Genomic DNA, 15,651 nt, shown 5'->3' on the forward strand with positions numbered 1-15,651 from the left:
CATGACCACCTCCGTCCAGCGCCTCACGGTACTCGGCGCCACTGGCTCGATCGGCTTGTCCACCCTGGATGTGGTGGCGCGCCATCCAGACCGTTTCGAGATTTTTGCACTGACTGCGCATCGTCAGGTCGATGCCTTGTTCGGACAATGTCTGCGCTTCAATCCGCGTTTTGCGGTGCTTGCCGACGAGCCGGCTGCCGCTACATTGCGTTGCCGTTTGCGCGAGGCGGGCAGTCGGGTCGAGGTGCTCTCGGGCGGCCGGGCGTTGGCCGAAGTGGCCGAGCATCCGGATGTGGACGTGGTGATGGCGGCAATTGTCGGTGCGGCCGGCTTGCAACCGACCTTGGCGGCTGCCCGTGCCGGCAAGAAAGTGTTGCTGGCCAACAAGGAAGCGCTGGTGCTGTCCGGGCAATTGTTCATGGATGCGGTGGCCGCCAGCGGCGCGCTGCTTTTGCCCATCGACAGCGAACACAACGCCGTTTTTCAGGCGCTGCCGACTGGCTATCGGCGGGATCCGGACGCCTGCGGGGTGCGTCGCATTTTGCTCACTGCATCCGGCGGGCCGTTTCGCTGCGCTCAACCCGAGGAACTCGATGCGGTCACCCCTGAGCAGGCGTGTGCGCATCCAAACTGGGTGATGGGGCGCAAGATTTCGGTCGATTCGGCCACCATGATGAACAAGGGCTTGGAGGTCATCGAGGCGCACTGGCTGTTTGGGGTGCCGGCCGAGCGGATAGACGTGGTGGTGCATCCGCAAAGCGTGATCCATTCGATGGTGGAATATGTCGACGGTTCGGTGCTTGCCCAACTGGGCAATCCAGACATGCGCACACCCATCGCCCATGCATTGGCCTGGCCGCAGCGCATCGAGGCCGGGGTGCGTTCGCTGGATTTGTTCGAAATCGCCCGGCTGAGCTTCGAACGCCCGGATTTTGAGCGCTTCCCCTGTTTGGCGCTGGCGTATCGGGCGCTGCGCGAAGGTGGAGCCGCCGCGGCGGTGCTCAATGCCGCCAATGAGGAGGCAGTGGCCGCCTTCCTGGATCGCGTTTTACCGTTCCGGCGTATCGCCGAGGTCATCGACGCCACTTTGGAACGCGCGCAGGGCTTGTCGGTCGATTCGCTCGACGCCGTGCTCGCCACCGATCTACGCGCACGGCAGATCGCCACAGAGGAAATCCATAACCGCCGATGAATTTACTCGATTACCTGCTGCCGTTTGCCGCAGCGCTTGGTTTGCTGATCCTGGTGCATGAGCTGGGCCATTATCTGGTTGCACGCTGGTGCGGGGTCAAGGTGCTGCGCTTTTCGATCGGTTTTGGCAAGCCGTTGCTGGCCTGGCGCGGCGGGCGCGATCGCACCGAATGGGCGCTGGCCGCTTTTCCGCTGGGCGGTTATGTGAAGATGCTCGATGAGCGCGAAGGGGAAGTAGCGGCGCACGAAGTGCATCGCGCCTTCAACCGGCAGTCGGTCTATCGCCGCTTTGCCATCGTGGCCGCTGGCCCGCTGGCGAACTTTATTCTGGCCATCGCCCTGTACTGGGGCCTGTTTGCGACCGGTGTGGAGGAGTTGCGACCGCGGGTAGCGCTGGTCGAGGGGCAGTCGATTGCGGCCGCGGCCGGCATGCGTGACGGCGATCTGGTCACCGCAATCGACGGCGAGCCGGTGCACAGTTGGCAGGAGCTGCGTTGGGTGCTGTTGCGTCATGCGTTGGACGCGCGCCAAGTCACCCTGACGGTGCGCACTTACGAAGGTGTGCTCGCCTATCGGCAATTGAATCTGTCGGGCATTGCCATCGATGCCGATGAGGATCTGGTGCAGCGCCTGGGACTGCAACCTTGGCGGCCACGAATCGATCCGGTGGTCGGACAATTGGTGCAAGGCGGCGCGGCCGAACGCGCCGGCGTGCGCGAAGGTGATCGTTTCATCGAACTGGGCGGCGAGCCGCTGGAGTCTTGGAGCGATCTGGTGGCCAAGGTACGGGTTGCAGGTGGAAAACCGCTGCCGGCCGTGCTCGAGCGTGACGGCAGCCGGATCGAAGTAACGCTGGTGCCGGACCTGACCGATGAGGGCGGCGAACGTGTCGGCCGTATTGGCGTGGCGGTGGCCCGCCCGCCCGCCGGGGATCATGATGCGATGTTCGCGGTGGTTCGCTACGGGCCAGTAGAGAGCTTTGTCAAAGCGCTGCGGCAGACTTGGGAGACCAGTGTGCTCAGCCTGCGCATGATGGGGCGGATGATCACCGGCGAAGTGTCGTGGAAAAACCTCTCCGGCCCGGTGACGATCGCCGACTATGCGGGGCAGACTGCGCAGCTCGGCTGGGGGCAGTATCTCAAGTTCGTGGCCTTGATCAGCATCAGCCTGGGCGTGCTGAACCTGCTGCCCATCCCGGTGCTAGATGGCGGTCATTTGATGTACTATACGATCGAAATTATCAAAGGCGGCCCGGTTTCCGAGCGCGTCATGGAAATTGGTCAGCAGATCGGCCTTGTCTTGCTCGCGATGCTCATGGCGTTCGCCTTCTACAACGACATTTCCCGTCTTATTTCCGGCTGAATCCCGATGAACCGCAAGCTCCTATCCGGGCTGATCATGGCCCTTTTTGCGTCCGCGCCGGCAATCGCTTTCGATCCTTTTGTCGTCAAAGATATTCGTATCGAAGGTATCCAGCGTACCGAGGCCGGTACCGTTTTCAACTATTTGCCGGTGCGTGTGGGCGATACTTTCTCCGAGGCGCAGGCTGCGGAGGCGATCAGCGCACTGTTTGCGACCGGCTTTTTCAGCGATGTCCGTATCGAAGTCGAAAACGATGTGCTGGTGGTGTTGGTCGATGAGCGGCCGGCGATCGCGCAAATCGATTTCGTCGGGGTCAAAGAATTCGACAAAGAGGCGCTCAAAAAAGGTCTGCGCGAAGTCGGATTGGCCGAGGCGCGTATTTTTGACCGCTCGCTGGTCGAACGTGCCGAGCAGGAGCTCAAGCGTCAGTATTTGTCGCGCGGAAAATACTCGGCGGTGATCACCACCACGGTCACACCGCTGGAGCGCAATCGTGTGGCGGTGAACTTTACGGTCGACGAGGGCGAGGTCGCCAAGATCCGTCAGATCAAAATCATCGGCGCCACAGCTTTCAAGGAAGACGATCTGCTCGATCTGTTCCAGTTGCGCACGCCCGGTTGGCTGACCTGGTACACCAAGAATGACCAGTATTCCCGGCAGAAACTGTCGGCTGACCTGGAGACGCTGCGCTCTTATTACCTGGACCGTGGTTATCTCGATTTCAATATCGATTCCACTCAGGTGTCGATTACGCCGGATAAAAAGGACATTTATATCACTGTCAGCATTACCGAAGGCGAACGCTACACTGTCACGGGGGTACGCTACACCGGAGAGCTGGTATTGGATGAAGCCAAATACCGCGAAGTCACGCAATTGCGTCCCGGTGATATTTTTTCGCGCGAAAAGCTGACCGAGACCACCAAAGCCATCAGCGATTTGCTGAGCAACGAAGGCTACGCTTTCGCCAACGTAAACGCGGCGCCTGAGGTCGATAAAGAAAAACGTGAGGTGGCTTTTACCATCATTGTCGACCCGGGTCGCCGGGTGTATGTCCGGCGCATCAACGTCGGCGGCAATACCAAAACCCGCGACGAAGTGGTACGGCGGGAAATGCGCCAAATGGAAGGGGCCTGGTATGACGCCGCGGCAATCAATAAGTCGCGCAGCCGCATCGACCGGCTGGGCTTTTTCGATGAGGTCAACGTCGAAACCAAACCGGTTGCGGGCAGCACCGATCAGGTCGATGTCGATTTCACCGTCAAGGAGCGTCCCACCGGCAATCTGATGCTCGGTGCGGGTTTCTCGAGTTCGGAAAAGATCACTTTGTCGGCGTCGGTTTCCCAGCAAAACCTGTTCGGTAGCGGTAACGCCATGACGCTGGGCTTGAATACCAGCAAAACCAATCGCACCTATGCGCTCTCATTCACCAATCCGTACTATACGGTAGACGGCATCAGCCTGGGGTGGGACATTTACCACCGCACCTATGATCCGTCCCAATCGTATTCAGTGTCGCGCTATAAAACGGTCTCGACCGGTGCGGGGCTGCGTCTTGGCTATCCGATCGCCGAGGATGACCGCATCAACTTCGGCTTGGCGGCCGATCGTACCGAGATCACCACATACGAGGACAGCACCCAGCGTTACAAGGATTTCTGCATCGACTTCGGGTGCAGCAATCCGAGCGGCGTCGGCACGGTAACGGTCAACAGCCTGGTGTTATCTGCCGGTTGGTCGCGGGATGGGCGCGACAGTTTTCTGTATCCACGCCGCGGGGTCTATCAAAACGTCTTTGCCGAATATGCCGCACCGCCGGGCAAGCTCGAATACATCAAGGCGGGTTACCAGTATCAGCACTGGTTCCCGATCGGGCGTGACTACGCCTTGATGCTCAATGGTGAAATTGGTTGGGCCAAGGGTCTGGGCGGCAAGCAAATGCCGTTCTACAAAAACTTCTACGTCGGCGGCCTGGGTTCGGTACGGGGCTTTGAACAAAGCTCGATCGGTCCCAAGGATTCCGCGGGCGATGCCCTGGGCGGCACCCGCAAACTGGTGGCCAACGCGGAGTTTTACTTTCCGCTGCCCGGCTCGGGGACCGACCGCTCGTTCCGTGTGTCGACCTTCCTCGATGCCGGCTATGTCTGGGGTGAAGACGCCAACGGCCGTCAGCAGAAGATCAATTTCAGCGATCTACGTTACAGTACCGGTCTTGCCTTTTCCTGGAGTTCGCCGATCGGTCCGTTGAAGTTCAGTTTGGGTTTTCCGCTCAAGAAGGACAAAGACGACGAGGTGCAGCGGTTCCAGTTCCAGTTGGGCTCGGTATTCTGATCAGGCCGCGGGGCCAGGTTTGTGTTGGAGGCAGCAGTGAAATTTCGTACCGTTTCCGTTCTCGCCGCAATGCTTTTGGGTTTTGCCGCGCAGGGCGCATTGGCCGAATCTAAGATCGGCTTTGTCAACTCGGACCGTGTCATGCGCGAAGCTGCGCCCGCGGTGCGCGCTCAGCAGCGTCTCGAAAAGGAGTTCGAACGCCGTGACCAGGAGCTGCAACGCATGGCGGCGGATCTGCAGGCCATGCAAGAAGATCTCGAACGCAATGCGCTGACCATGGCCGAGGCCGATCGTCGTAACAAAGAGCGTGCGTTCAATGATCTCAATCGCGACTTCCAGCGCAAACAGCGCGAGTTCCGCGAAGATCTCAATCAGCGCCGCAACGAGGAATTGGCCACCGTGCTGGATAAGGCCAACGCTGCGGTCAAACGGATCGCCGAGAGCGAAAATTACGACATCATTTTCCAGGAAGCGGTGTACGCCAATCCGCGCATCGATATCACCGACAAAGTGATCAAGGCGCTTGCCGAAAGCAAGTAAACGGGCAGGGGGCGATGGTCCGTCTGGATGAACTGGTCGCCCGCTTTGGGGGCGAACTTCTCGGCGACCCCGCGGTGGTGGTGCGCCGGGTCGCTACGCTGGAGCAGGCGGACGAAGGCGATCTGGCTTTTCTAGCCAATCCTCGGTACGCCGGGCGGTTGCGCGACTGCAAAGCTTCGGCGGTGATTTTGGCACCGGATTCGTGCGCGCTGACCGATCTGCCGCGTATCGTGACCGCCGAGCCGTATGTGTATTTTGCCCGGGTCGCGCAGTTCTTCAGTCCGCCGGAGCGCCCTGCGCCGGGTGTGCATGAGACCGCGGTGGTCGACACTGCGGTGCCGGATTCGGTGAGTATCGGCGCGGGGGCTACGGTGGGCGCCGGTGTACGCCTGGGTCACAACGTGGTCATCGGTGCGGGCTGCCATATCGGTCGCGGTGTAGTCATCGGCGAAGGCACGCGGCTTTATGCCGGGGTCACGGTTTATCACGATTGCGTGATCGGTAAGCGGTGTATTGTCCATGCCGGTGTGGTGATCGGTGCAGACGGTTTTGGTTTTGCCCGCGAACGCGACGGCCGCTGGATCAAGATTCCGCAGACCGGACGGGTGATCGTCGGCGACGATGTCGAGATCGGCGCCAACACCACCATAGATCGCGGCGCGCTGGACGACACCGTGCTTGGCAATGGCGTCAAGCTGGATAACCAGATTCAAATCGCCCACAACGTGCGTATCGGTGAGCACACTGCGATTGCCGGGTGCGTAGGCATCGCCGGCAGCACCACGATTGGCGCACGCTGCATGATAGGCGGACAGGCCGGCATCATCGGCCATTTGGTGATCGCCGACGACGTGGTGGTATCGGCCGGCACGCTAGTGACCAAGTCCATCCGCCGCGCTGGCGTCTATACCGGCAATCTGCCGGTGCAAACCCACCCCGACTGGGTCAAAAATTTTGCGCATTTGCGCCACCTGGATGACATGGCGGCTAGAATACGCGCCCTCGAAAAACGCCTGGATAAGGCAGATTCTGTCTGACACGCCATGGATATCAACGAAATCCTGCAATACCTCCCGCATCGCTATCCCTTTTTGCTGGTGGATCGGGTGCTGGAGATCGAAGAAGGTAAACGCATCCTGGCGTTGAAAAACGTCACCATCAACGAACCCTTTTTTCCTGGCCACTTTCCCAATCACCCGGTGATGCCCGGTGTGCTGATCGTCGAGGCGATGGCGCAGGCCGCCGCCTTGCTGTCGTTCAAGACCATGGGTGTGAAGCCGGATGACAACTCGGTGGTGCTGTTCGCTGGCATCGACAGCGTGCGTTTCAAACGCCAAGTGGTGCCGGGCGATCAGTTGTTGTTCGATGTCGAGATCCTGCAAGGGAAGCGCAACATCTACAAATACAAGGGGGTGGCGCGTGTGGGCGACCAAATCGCCACCGAGGCCGAACTGATGTGTGCGCTCAAGACCAAGTCATGATTCATCCCAGCGCAATCGTGCACCCCGGGGCCAAACTTGGCGAAAACGTCCATATCGGCCCGTACTCGATCATCGGCGAGCATGTCGAAATCGGCGACAACACCCGGATCGGTCCGCATGTGGTCATTGAAGGTCACACCCGTATCGGTTGCGACAACGAAATCTTCCAGTTTTGTTCCATCGGTGCACCCCCGCAAGACAAGAAATACGATGCGGAACCCACCCGGCTGGAAATCGGTGACCGCAACACCATCCGCGAATATTGCTCGTTCAACGTCGGCACCGCTCAGGACGCCGGTGTGACCCGCATCGGCAACGACAATTGGATCATGGCCTACGTGCATGTTGCCCATGATTGCCAAGTGGGTAACCACACTATTTTTGCCAACAATGCCACGCTGGCTGGCCATGTGCACGTGGGCGACTGGGCGATTCTTGGTGGCTTTACCGGCGTGCATCAATTCGTGCGCATCGGCGCGCACAGCTTTTGCGGCGTGGGCACTGTACTGCTGCAGGATTTACCCCCCTATGTCACGGTGTCGGGTAGTCCGGCGCAGCCGCACGGCATCAACAGCGAAGGGCTTAGGCGTCGCGGTTTTTCATCCGCAGGCATTATGGCTATCAAACGCGCCTATCGCACGCTGTACCGCAGCGGCCTCAAACTGGACGAGGCGCGCGATAAGATCGCCGAGATAGCGGCCGAGCACCAAGAAGTGGGAATTTTTCTCGATTTCATCGCCCACAGCGCGCGCGGCATCGTCCGTTAGGACTGCGCCGCTGCGCTGCGCGGATGTCCTGCTCGTTACGCCGACCTCACATGCCCATCCGAATCGCCATGGTTGCCGGGGAAGCCTCCGGGGATCTGCTTGCCAGCCATTTGATCCGCGCCATCCGTGGTCATCTGCCCGATGCCCAGTTCTTTGGCATCGGCGGTCCCAAAATGCAGGCCGAAGGCTTCGAGCTGCTGTGGCCTTGTGAGCTGCTTGCGGTGCATGGCTATGTCGACGCGCTCAAGCGATACCGCGAACTGTCGGGCCTACGCAAATCCTTGCTTGCGCGCATTCGTCGCGAGCGGCCGGACGCCTTCATCGGGGTCGACGCGCCGGATTTCAACCTGTGGCTGGAAGGTAAGGTGAAAGCTGCCGGCATGCCGGCGATCCACTTCGTCAGCCCGTCGATCTGGGCTTGGCGGGGCGGGCGGATTCGTAAAATCGCGCGCTCGGTATCGCACATGCTGTGCCTGTTTCCTTTTGAGCCGCCGCTCTATGAAAAAGCCGGCGTGCCGGTGACTTATGTCGGCCACCCGCTGGCCGATGTCTTGCCGCTTGCGCCCAACCGGCTGCAGGCCCGGGAAACTTTGAATCTGCGCGAGGACGCTACGGTGCTGGCCATGCTGCCGGGCAGCCGACAGTCCGAAGTGCGCAATCTTGCCGACATCTTTATTGCCACCGCGCGCCTGCTGCACCAGCGTCGGCCCGAACTGCTCTTTCTGGTGCCGCTGACCACCCGGGAGACGCGGCAGTTGTTCGACGAAGCGATCTACCGCAACCAGGCCGCCGATCTGCCGATCCGCATGCTGTACGGCCATGCGGTCGATGCCATGACTGCCGCGGACGCGGTGCTCGTGGCCAGCGGCACCGCCAGCCTGGAAGCCGCGTTGATCAAGAGGCCGATGGTGATTACTTACCGCATGGGCAAGTGGCAGTACCGTTTGATGAAGCGGCTGGCCTATTTGCCCTGGGTGGGTTTGCCCAACATCTTGTGCCAGGATTCGCTGGTGCCCGAGCTGCTGCAGGACGACGCCACGCCGCAGAGGCTGGCCGAGGCACTGGAGCGCTGGCTGAACGACCCGACGGCCTGCCAGGCACTGGCCGAACGCTTCACCGCGCTGCATCACAGTCTGCGCCAAGGTACCGCCGACAAGGCTGCCGGCGCGATCCTGCCCTACTTGGTCGGAGCCGAAGAATGCAGGCTGCGCGCGGTCTGCTGATCTGCGGCGTGGACGAGGCCGGTCGCGGCCCGCTGTGTGGCCCAGTGGTCGCCGCCGCGGTGATTCTCGATCCGGCGCGGCCGATCGCTGGCCTGGCCGATTCCAAGAAGCTCAGCGAGAAGGTGCGTGCGCAACTTGCGCCTCTGATCCGCGAGCGGGCGCTGGCCTGGGCGGTGGCCGAGGCCAGCGTCGAGGAAATCGACCGGCTGAACATCCTGCACGCTAGCCTGCTGGCGATGCGGCGTGCAGTCGAAGCGCTGCCCAAGGTGCCTGACGAGGTGCTGGTCGACGGCAACCGCTGCCCGCCACTGAACCTGCCGGTGCGCGCCATCGTCAAGGGCGATGCGCGCGAGCCGGCGATCTCTGCCGCGTCCATCCTTGCCAAAACCGCACGCGATGCGGCCATGGTGGCGTTGGACGCCGAGTTTCCGCACTATGGACTGGCCCAACACAAAGGTTATCCCACGGCTGGGCACCTGGCGGCCATCCGTCGCTACGGGGTGGCGCCCTTTTACCGACGCAGTTTCGCCCCGGTGCGCGCGATCCTAGAAAACCCGCCGCTGTGGGGCGAGGAGGGCTGGTAATGACCGTGCACCATTTGATGTTGTTTTTTCATGTCTTGGGCGTGGCCGTGTGGGTCGGCGGCATGGCTTTCGCTTGGGGCTGCCTGCGGCCGGCGGCAAAGCAGTTACCGCCTGCGCAGCGCCTGCCTCTGTGGGCGGCCAGCTTCTCACGTTTCTTTCCGCTGGTCTGGGCTGCGGTGGCGCTGATCACGCTGTCGGGCATCTTCATGCTGCTGGAAACCGGTTTCGCGCGCGCGCCGCGCGCTTGGCATGCGATGCTGCTCACCGGCGCGGTGATGATCGGGGTATTTGCCAGCATCTGGTTCGGACCCTGGGCGCGCTTGCAGCGTGCGGTGCGTGTGGAGGACTGGGCCAGCGCTGCGGTGGCGCTCAACGCCATCGGTCAACGGGTGGCCTTCAACCTGGCGCTGGGCGTGGTGACCATTGCGGTGGCCACGCTCGGTCTTGCGCTGTGAAAACGATCCACTCGCGCGACAATCCCACCGTCCGTCGCCTGCACGCCTTGGCTGGCTCGGCGCGGGAGCGCCGCAAATATGGCCAAACCCTGCTCGACGGCGCCCATCTGCTGGCGGCTGCGCGCCAGGCCCGCTGGCCACTCAAGGAGTTGGTGGTCAGTGACCACGGACTGGCGCAGGCGGAAATCGTGAAATTGCTCGACGATGCAGCGGACGCGCCGATCCTGCATCTACCCGATCGGCTGTTCGCATACGTCAGTCCGGTCGACAGCCCTTCCGGCGTGCTCGCGGTGATCGATCTACCGGCGCCGCCGCCGGTCAAGCCTTTGCGTGACACCGTGGTGCTGCTCGATGGCGTTCAGGATACCGGCAATCTCGGCACCATCCTGCGCACCGCGGCGGCGGCCGGGGTAGGTGATGTGTTATTGACCCGCGGTTGCGCACAGGCGTGGTCGCCTCGCGTGCTACGCGCCGGCATGGGCGCGCATTTCGTGCTGCGCGTCCATGAGGCTGTAGATGTCGGTGCGCGTCTGGCCGGTTTTTGTGGTCCACGGATTGCCACGGCACTCACCGCCGGGGCGCGGAGTCTGTACGAGGTCGATCTGACCGGTCCGGTAGCGTGGTTGTTCGGCGCGGAAGGACAGGGGCTTTCCCCCGAAGTGGCCGCGCTGGCCAGTCTAACGGTGACGATTCCGATGCAGGGCATGATCGAGTCGCTCAATGTCGGGGCGGCCGCAGCAGTCTGCCTGTTCGAGCAATTGCGGCAACAGCGGTGCCGCTGATCGGGCGCACCGTCCATTGACAGTGTATTGACAGCGACTGGCGCGGGCGCAACACTCGCGCCTTGAAGCCCCATGGAGGTTGAGCATCCAACCCGCACTACGACAAGGAGCGCGACGACAAACTCAGACCAACCTTCCACACCGAGGAGACAACATGACCGCGATTTTTGCCAAGACCCGCAAAGGGCAGGAAGAAATCGAACATCGCAGCGCCGGATTGAGTCCGCGCGCGCGCAGGCTGCTGATTCTGTTCGACGGCAAGCGCCCCGTGGATGAGGTACGCGCGCTGATGCCCGACCCGCAACTGGATGAGACGCTGGCGCTGCTGCTTCAAGATGGCTTTATCGAACAGATCGGCGGCGCGACTGCCACGCCCGCCGCGCCCCCCGACGGGGGCGATGCCACCGTTCAAGTGCCGGCCAAGCCGGTCGATCCCAAGCAACTGGAGATGGCCCGTAACTTCATGCTCAACTCGTTACGGACCTTCAACGGTCCCTACGGCAACATCGATCTGATGACTCGCATCAATGACAGCCGCAGCGCAAGCGAACTCCACGCCTTGGTCGATGACTGGTTCGAGTCGATTTCATTGACCAAGATGGGCAAAATGCGCGCGGTGGAGCTCAAGGGTAAGCTGCTGGCCGTGCTCTGAGGCGTTGCACGCAAAGCGTGATCGACCGCCAGCGGCCGGGTTGCGAATGGAATGGCCGCGGCAAAGTCGGCGATTGCGATGCGCTCAGTGATGAGCGAGCAGGGTTCGGCGCCAGCGCATGGCGGTAGCCGCCAGATTGATCAGCAGCCAGGCAAACTCTGCCATCAGCATGGCGCCCGCCAGCCGTCCCGCCCAGGCATCGCCCGAGGTGGCCAGCAGCAAAACGGGTAAGGTGGCCGCATGCAGCAGCAACTGCCGGCGAACCGGTGGATCGGGTAGCAGCTTTTTCATGTTGGGCGCTTTGATCCGGGCCTGGGTCAGATGCAACCAGGCGAGGAAGGGGACGATTTTGTAAAGCATGGCGCTGATGGCGCTGACAAACCCGCCGTGCAGCACCAGTATCCCGGCAGCCAGAGACCAGCCGTCCTGTTCCAGCCAGACGGCTAACATGGCACATGCCACGCCTGCCAGCGTGCTCAGCATCGACCATTGCAAGGTGCGGAAACTGGCGTCCGGCTGCGGGCGACGGGTGCGACGCAGCACCAACAGGGTGGCGAGCGCAAAGCACACCGCCAGTGCAGCGGCCAAGGCGGCAAGCGTGTCCTGCGGCAGCGTTGGCGCCTCAGCCGAATGTGCCAGGGTCAGGCCGCTCCAACCGGCCAGCACCGCACAAACCAGCGGCGCCCAGATGCGGGTCAACCAGCCGGGGTAGTTGGGGGTGATCTGAAACATTGGAACCACCACCCAACTGGTGGCCGCCATCAGCACGCCGCCCCAGCCCAACCAGCCCCAGCCGACATGCAGATTGGCCAGTTGCGCCAGCGGTAACCCTATACCGCGCGACAGGGCCAGAACCAACAGCACACCGAGTGCCGCGGTGACCGCCAGGCCGATGAGTGCGAAGCGCAGATCGCGGGCGGTGGTTTGCCCGGCGGCGCCATGCCGCAGGCCAAGGGCTGCGGCAGCCAAAAAAATCAGCACGCCCAGGCCCAACAGTCCGCCACCGGTTTGCATCAGCGTCGGCTGGCCGTCGCCCAACCCCCACGCGAGCGCGGCTGCGCCGCTACTGACCAGAAGATGCACGCCGGCTGACAAAGCCCTAATGGCCGGTAAGTGAGCGCCGGCCACGACCGGAAGAATCTGCATCAGGGCGCCCAGCATGACCAACAGCATGAAGCCGACAGTGATCAGATGGGTGAGTGCCAGCGCGCCCGGCGTCCAGCGCGAGACCAGTGAGGCGGGCTGCAACAGCAGATAAACCCCGGCGGCCAGGCCAAACAGTGCGGCAGTGAGGAAAAACGAAAGCGGAACGTAAAAAGGCGGGGTGGCCTCATAGCTCAGGGGCAGTCGAGCGGCGCTCATAGCCCACCGATGCGCACTTTCACCGCGTCCTCGCCCACCTCGTATTCATAGCGCGTCCCATCGCGTTCGAGAATGCGCAGCAGCGGCCAGGGTATGCGGTCGAGTAACAGGGTCAGGGTTTCGCCGGCCGGCAGGTCGGCCAGCGCCGCCATCGCCAGTTCGAAAGGCTCGGGCGGTTCCAGGCCGCGGGCGTCGATCAAAGTGTCGCTCATGCTGGCGTTGAATGCTGTTGTGCCGTGGAAAGTTCGCGACCGATGGCTGCGGCCAGGGCTTCTCGTTGTGAATTCAGGCGCTGGTCACACATCGGGTAAAGGATGTTTTCTTCTTTCATGTTGTGCTGCTGCATCATGATCAGCAGGGTTTCGGCCTCACCGGCGTACTCGTCGGCGTCCCGCGCGTCGATGGCTTGCGCCAGCCGGGCGAGTGCCGCACGCAGTTCGCGGTGTTCTTCGCGCATGACCAGGGTGGGGCCGTGCGTCATACCGGTGGCCTGTTCGAACTGTGGGAAAAGGATGGATTCTTCGGCATCGAAATGGGCATTCAAGGCGGATGAGAAGCGCTCCAGCGCGGCGCGCGCTCTATCCCATTGGCCGCATCCCACATGCTGCTCCGCACAGGCAAAGACTTGGTCACACTGGCGGTGGTCATGGGTCATCAGATCGGTGAGCGAGTTCATTGTGGTGGGTCTCCGGTTGGGGTGTAGTGGATTGTCCGATTTGCCGCAGCGTCGGCCTTGATCTGTGTCAAGCTGGCAAGGTGGGTGCGAGTCGGATTTTCAAAGTTTCTGCGCTTGCCCCAATGTGGTGCACAATCAGGCTCTCCCAAAAATCAGGGAAGGTTCAATGCAGCACACAACCGGCGGCGCCAGTTGGGGACGGGTGTTTCTACCGTTTGCGCTGGGGTATTACCTGTCATATTTGTTGCGCACCGTCAATGCGGTGATCTCGCCCGCGCTGACCGGGGAGCTGGGTTTGTCCGCAGCCGATCTGGGGTTACTCACCAGTGCCTATTTTTTGGCTTTTGGCCTGGCGCAGATTCCGGTGGGCATCGCTTTGGACCGATTCGGTCCGCGGCGGGTGGAAGGGGCGCTGCTGGTGCTCACCGCGCTGGGGGCTGCGGCTTTTGCGATGGCCGAATCGCTCGGCGGCCTGGGTCTGGCGCGCGCACTCATCGGACTGGGTGTGTCGGCTTGCCTGATGGGGGCTTTGAAAGGTTTTGCGATGTGGTATCCACCGCAGCGCCAAAGCTCGATGACCGGTTTCATCATGGCCGCGGGGGCGTTGGGCGCACTGACGGCCAGCGCGCCGGTCGAGGCCATGCTGCCCATCGTCGGCTGGCGGGGCGTGTTTTGGATCATCGCCGCCGTGGCCGCTGCGATTGCGGCTTGGATTTTTCTGTCGTTGCCAGATGAGGCAGGGCAGGCATCGCGCGATACCTTGGGGCAAACCCTGAGGTCGGTGGGGCAGATCTACGCCTCGGCGGGTTTTCTGCGCTTTGCCGCTTCAGCGGCCTTTTTTACCGGCGGTTTCATGGCGCTGCAAAGCCTGTGGGCGGTGCCCTGGCTGATGGGGGTCAATGGCTTGGATCTGGCAGGCGCAGCCGTGCTGCTGATGGTGCTCAACGTAGGCATGTTGGTGGGGCAGCTTGCCATCGGCGTGTTTGGCACACGCTTGGCGCATCGAGGCGTGAGGCCGGTGAATTTGATGCAGGTGGGTTTTGCCGGCATGTTGGCGGTGGAGTTGGGCATTTTGCTGCAGATCGGTCCGCTTACCGTGCTGTGGTTTTTGCTCGGCGCGTTGTCGGCAGTCAATTCACAGGCTTATCTGGCTGCGGCGGCCTATTTTCCGCGGGAAGTGTTTGCACGGGTGAGCACCGCGGTCAACCTGATGGCCTTCATTGGCGCTTTTGCGGTGCAGTGGGGTTTGGGTGTCGCGCTGGATTTGCTGGCCGCCACCGGGCAGCGCGAGGCCGATGCGTTGGCGATGGCTTTTGCCGGGTTGATTGGTTTGCAGGCGCTCGGTTATTTGCCGTTGCTGCCGATCTTCGAGCGGCGAAAAAAGACCTGAGCCGGGTGCTCCGACCCGCCTGCGGCCAATGTGTCGCGCTCAGGCGCTTGCACGGGCGTTGCGGCCGGTGTTGTTGCGATGCGCTGAGCGCCGCCCCATTGCACCAGCTCCAGGCGTCCGTCAAAGTGTTCGACGATGGCGGTGCAACTGTCGACCCAGTCGCCGCAATTGACATAGGTCAGTCCGTCAGCCGTGCGCAGCGTCGCCCAATGGATATGGCCGCAAATTACTCCATCGACGCCGCGCTCGCGGGCGGCGTGAATGACCGAATCTTCGAAATCGAAAATAAAATTGACCGCAGTCTTGACCTTGCGCTTGGCGTAACCGGCCAGCGACCAGTAACCGGAAATACCGAGCCGGCGGCGCATCCAGGACAGCCAGCCGTTGATGCGCACCAGCGCGCCATAGGCCACGTCGCCGATGACCGCCACCCAGCGATGATAACGGGTGACTTGGTCATATTCGTCGCCATGCAGCAGCAGAAATTGACGGCCGTCGGCGGTCCGATGGATCCAGTCGCGTTCCAGGCGGATGTCGCCGAAGGTGATGCCGATATACTCACGCAACGCTTCGTCATGGTTGCCCGGCACGAACACTACCCGGGTGCCTTTGCGCGCAGCGCGCAGCACTTTCTGCACCACGGTGTTCTGTGCGGCCGTCCAATGGATGCCGCGGCTCATCGCCCAGAAGTCGATGATGTCGCCGATCAAAAACAGATGTTCGGCCTCATGATGGCGGAGAAAATCCAGCAGCCGATCGGCCTGGCAGCCGCGGGTGCCGAGGTGGATATCCGACAGGAAAATCGAGCGGACCTGGCGGGGTTCGGCGGAAATATCGACGGTTTCCATATGTCGG

17 protein-coding genes are annotated in these 15,651 nt (G+C 62.0%); 13 read left to right on the forward strand and 4 right to left on the reverse strand.

The annotated features are described in order from the left end of the window. The first annotated feature begins 1 nt into the window (after nucleotide 1). From ispC to DIE29_RS06955, 12 genes are all read left to right on the forward strand, one after another. Nucleotides 2–1,192 (forward strand): 1-deoxy-D-xylulose-5-phosphate reductoisomerase, encoded by a 1,191-nt coding sequence (ispC, locus tag DIE29_RS06900; protein ID WP_102041776.1) that lies wholly within the window; start codon nucleotides 2–4, stop codon nucleotides 1,190–1,192. After that, entirely contained in the window at nucleotides 1,189–2,553 is a 1,365-nt protein-coding gene (gene rseP, locus DIE29_RS06905) for an RIP metalloprotease RseP (protein ID WP_102041775.1), read from the forward strand. Before ispC ends, rseP begins: the two co-directional genes overlap by 4 nt. Nucleotides 2,554–2,559: 6 nt before the next feature. Then, a complete protein-coding gene (bamA, locus tag DIE29_RS06910) occupies nucleotides 2,560–4,884 on the forward strand; it encodes an outer membrane protein assembly factor BamA (RefSeq protein WP_114649537.1) in 2,325 nt (774 codons plus the stop codon). A gap of 69 nt (nucleotides 4,885–4,953) precedes the next feature. Then, nucleotides 4,954–5,424, forward strand: a complete 471-nt coding sequence (locus DIE29_RS06915) for an OmpH/Skp family outer membrane protein (RefSeq protein WP_418333304.1) — start codon at nucleotides 4,954–4,956, stop codon at nucleotides 5,422–5,424. Nucleotides 5,425–5,438: 14 nt separating this feature from the next. Next, nucleotides 5,439–6,461 carry a UDP-3-O-(3-hydroxymyristoyl)glucosamine N-acyltransferase gene (lpxD, locus tag DIE29_RS06920; RefSeq protein WP_114649539.1) on the forward strand — a complete coding sequence of 341 codons (1,023 nt, stop codon included), beginning with the start codon at nucleotides 5,439–5,441 and terminating at the stop codon, nucleotides 6,459–6,461. A gap of 6 nt (nucleotides 6,462–6,467) precedes the next feature. Continuing rightward, entirely contained in the window at nucleotides 6,468–6,905 is a 438-nt protein-coding gene (gene fabZ, locus DIE29_RS06925) for a 3-hydroxyacyl-ACP dehydratase FabZ (protein ID WP_114649540.1), read from the forward strand. Further along, nucleotides 6,902–7,672, forward strand: coding sequence for an acyl-ACP--UDP-N-acetylglucosamine O-acyltransferase (lpxA, locus tag DIE29_RS06930; RefSeq protein WP_114649541.1), 771 nt, complete (start codon nucleotides 6,902–6,904; stop codon nucleotides 7,670–7,672). The genes fabZ and lpxA overlap by 4 nt, the downstream gene beginning before the upstream one ends. Before the next feature lie 50 nt (nucleotides 7,673–7,722). After that, on the forward strand, nucleotides 7,723–8,895 hold the full coding sequence (gene lpxB / locus DIE29_RS06935) for a lipid-A-disaccharide synthase (RefSeq protein WP_114649542.1): 1,173 nt from the start codon (nucleotides 7,723–7,725) through the stop codon (nucleotides 8,893–8,895). After that, on the forward strand, nucleotides 8,871–9,479 hold the full coding sequence (rnhB, locus tag DIE29_RS06940) for a ribonuclease HII (protein WP_114649543.1): 609 nt from the start codon (nucleotides 8,871–8,873) through the stop codon (nucleotides 9,477–9,479). The genes lpxB and rnhB overlap by 25 nt, the downstream gene beginning before the upstream one ends. Then, nucleotides 9,479–9,934 carry a CopD family protein gene (locus tag DIE29_RS06945; RefSeq protein WP_114649544.1) on the forward strand — a complete coding sequence of 152 codons (456 nt, stop codon included), beginning with the start codon at nucleotides 9,479–9,481 and terminating at the stop codon, nucleotides 9,932–9,934. Before rnhB ends, DIE29_RS06945 begins: the two co-directional genes overlap by 1 nt. Continuing rightward, nucleotides 9,931–10,716, forward strand: a complete 786-nt coding sequence (locus tag DIE29_RS06950) for a TrmH family RNA methyltransferase (RefSeq protein ID WP_114649545.1) — start codon at nucleotides 9,931–9,933, stop codon at nucleotides 10,714–10,716. The genes DIE29_RS06945 and DIE29_RS06950 overlap by 4 nt, the downstream gene beginning before the upstream one ends. 154 nt (nucleotides 10,717–10,870) lie before the next feature. Continuing rightward, nucleotides 10,871–11,368: a hypothetical protein gene (locus DIE29_RS06955; protein WP_102041766.1), complete on the forward strand. Its 498-nt coding sequence runs from the start codon at nucleotides 10,871–10,873 to the stop codon at nucleotides 11,366–11,368. An 84-nt stretch (nucleotides 11,369–11,452) separates the two neighbouring features. Here the strand turns inward: DIE29_RS06955 and DIE29_RS06960 are convergent, their stop codons facing one another. From DIE29_RS06960 to DIE29_RS06970, 3 genes are read right to left on the reverse strand one after another with little or no spacing between them, the layout of a single operon-like run. Continuing rightward, nucleotides 11,453–12,730, reverse strand: a complete 1,278-nt coding sequence (locus tag DIE29_RS06960; RefSeq protein WP_114649546.1) for a hypothetical protein — start codon at nucleotides 12,728–12,730, stop codon at nucleotides 11,453–11,455. Further along, entirely contained in the window at nucleotides 12,727–12,942 is a 216-nt protein-coding gene (locus DIE29_RS06965) for a DUF2249 domain-containing protein (protein WP_102041764.1), read from the reverse strand. The genes DIE29_RS06960 and DIE29_RS06965 overlap by 4 nt, the downstream gene beginning before the upstream one ends. Next, entirely contained in the window at nucleotides 12,939–13,406 is a 468-nt protein-coding gene (locus tag DIE29_RS06970) for a hemerythrin domain-containing protein (protein WP_102041763.1), read from the reverse strand. Before DIE29_RS06970 ends, DIE29_RS06965 begins: the two co-directional genes overlap by 4 nt. A gap of 166 nt (nucleotides 13,407–13,572) precedes the next feature. Here DIE29_RS06970 and DIE29_RS06975 point away from each other — a divergent pair, with 166 nt between their 5' ends. Then, on the forward strand, nucleotides 13,573–14,796 hold the full coding sequence (locus tag DIE29_RS06975; RefSeq protein WP_102041762.1) for an MFS transporter: 1,224 nt from the start codon (nucleotides 13,573–13,575) through the stop codon (nucleotides 14,794–14,796). Here DIE29_RS06975 and DIE29_RS06980 read toward each other — a convergent pair. Continuing rightward, nucleotides 14,751–15,644 (reverse strand): UDP-2,3-diacylglucosamine diphosphatase, encoded by an 894-nt coding sequence (locus DIE29_RS06980; RefSeq protein ID WP_102041761.1) that lies wholly within the window; start codon nucleotides 15,642–15,644, stop codon nucleotides 14,751–14,753. The two genes, DIE29_RS06975 and DIE29_RS06980, sit on opposite strands and share 46 nt — an antisense overlap. Nucleotides 15,645–15,651: the final 7 nt, after the last annotated feature.

It is taken from the genome of Pseudothauera hydrothermalis (assembly GCF_003345255.1).
Classification (GTDB): domain Bacteria; phylum Pseudomonadota; class Gammaproteobacteria; order Burkholderiales; family Rhodocyclaceae; genus Pseudothauera; species Pseudothauera hydrothermalis.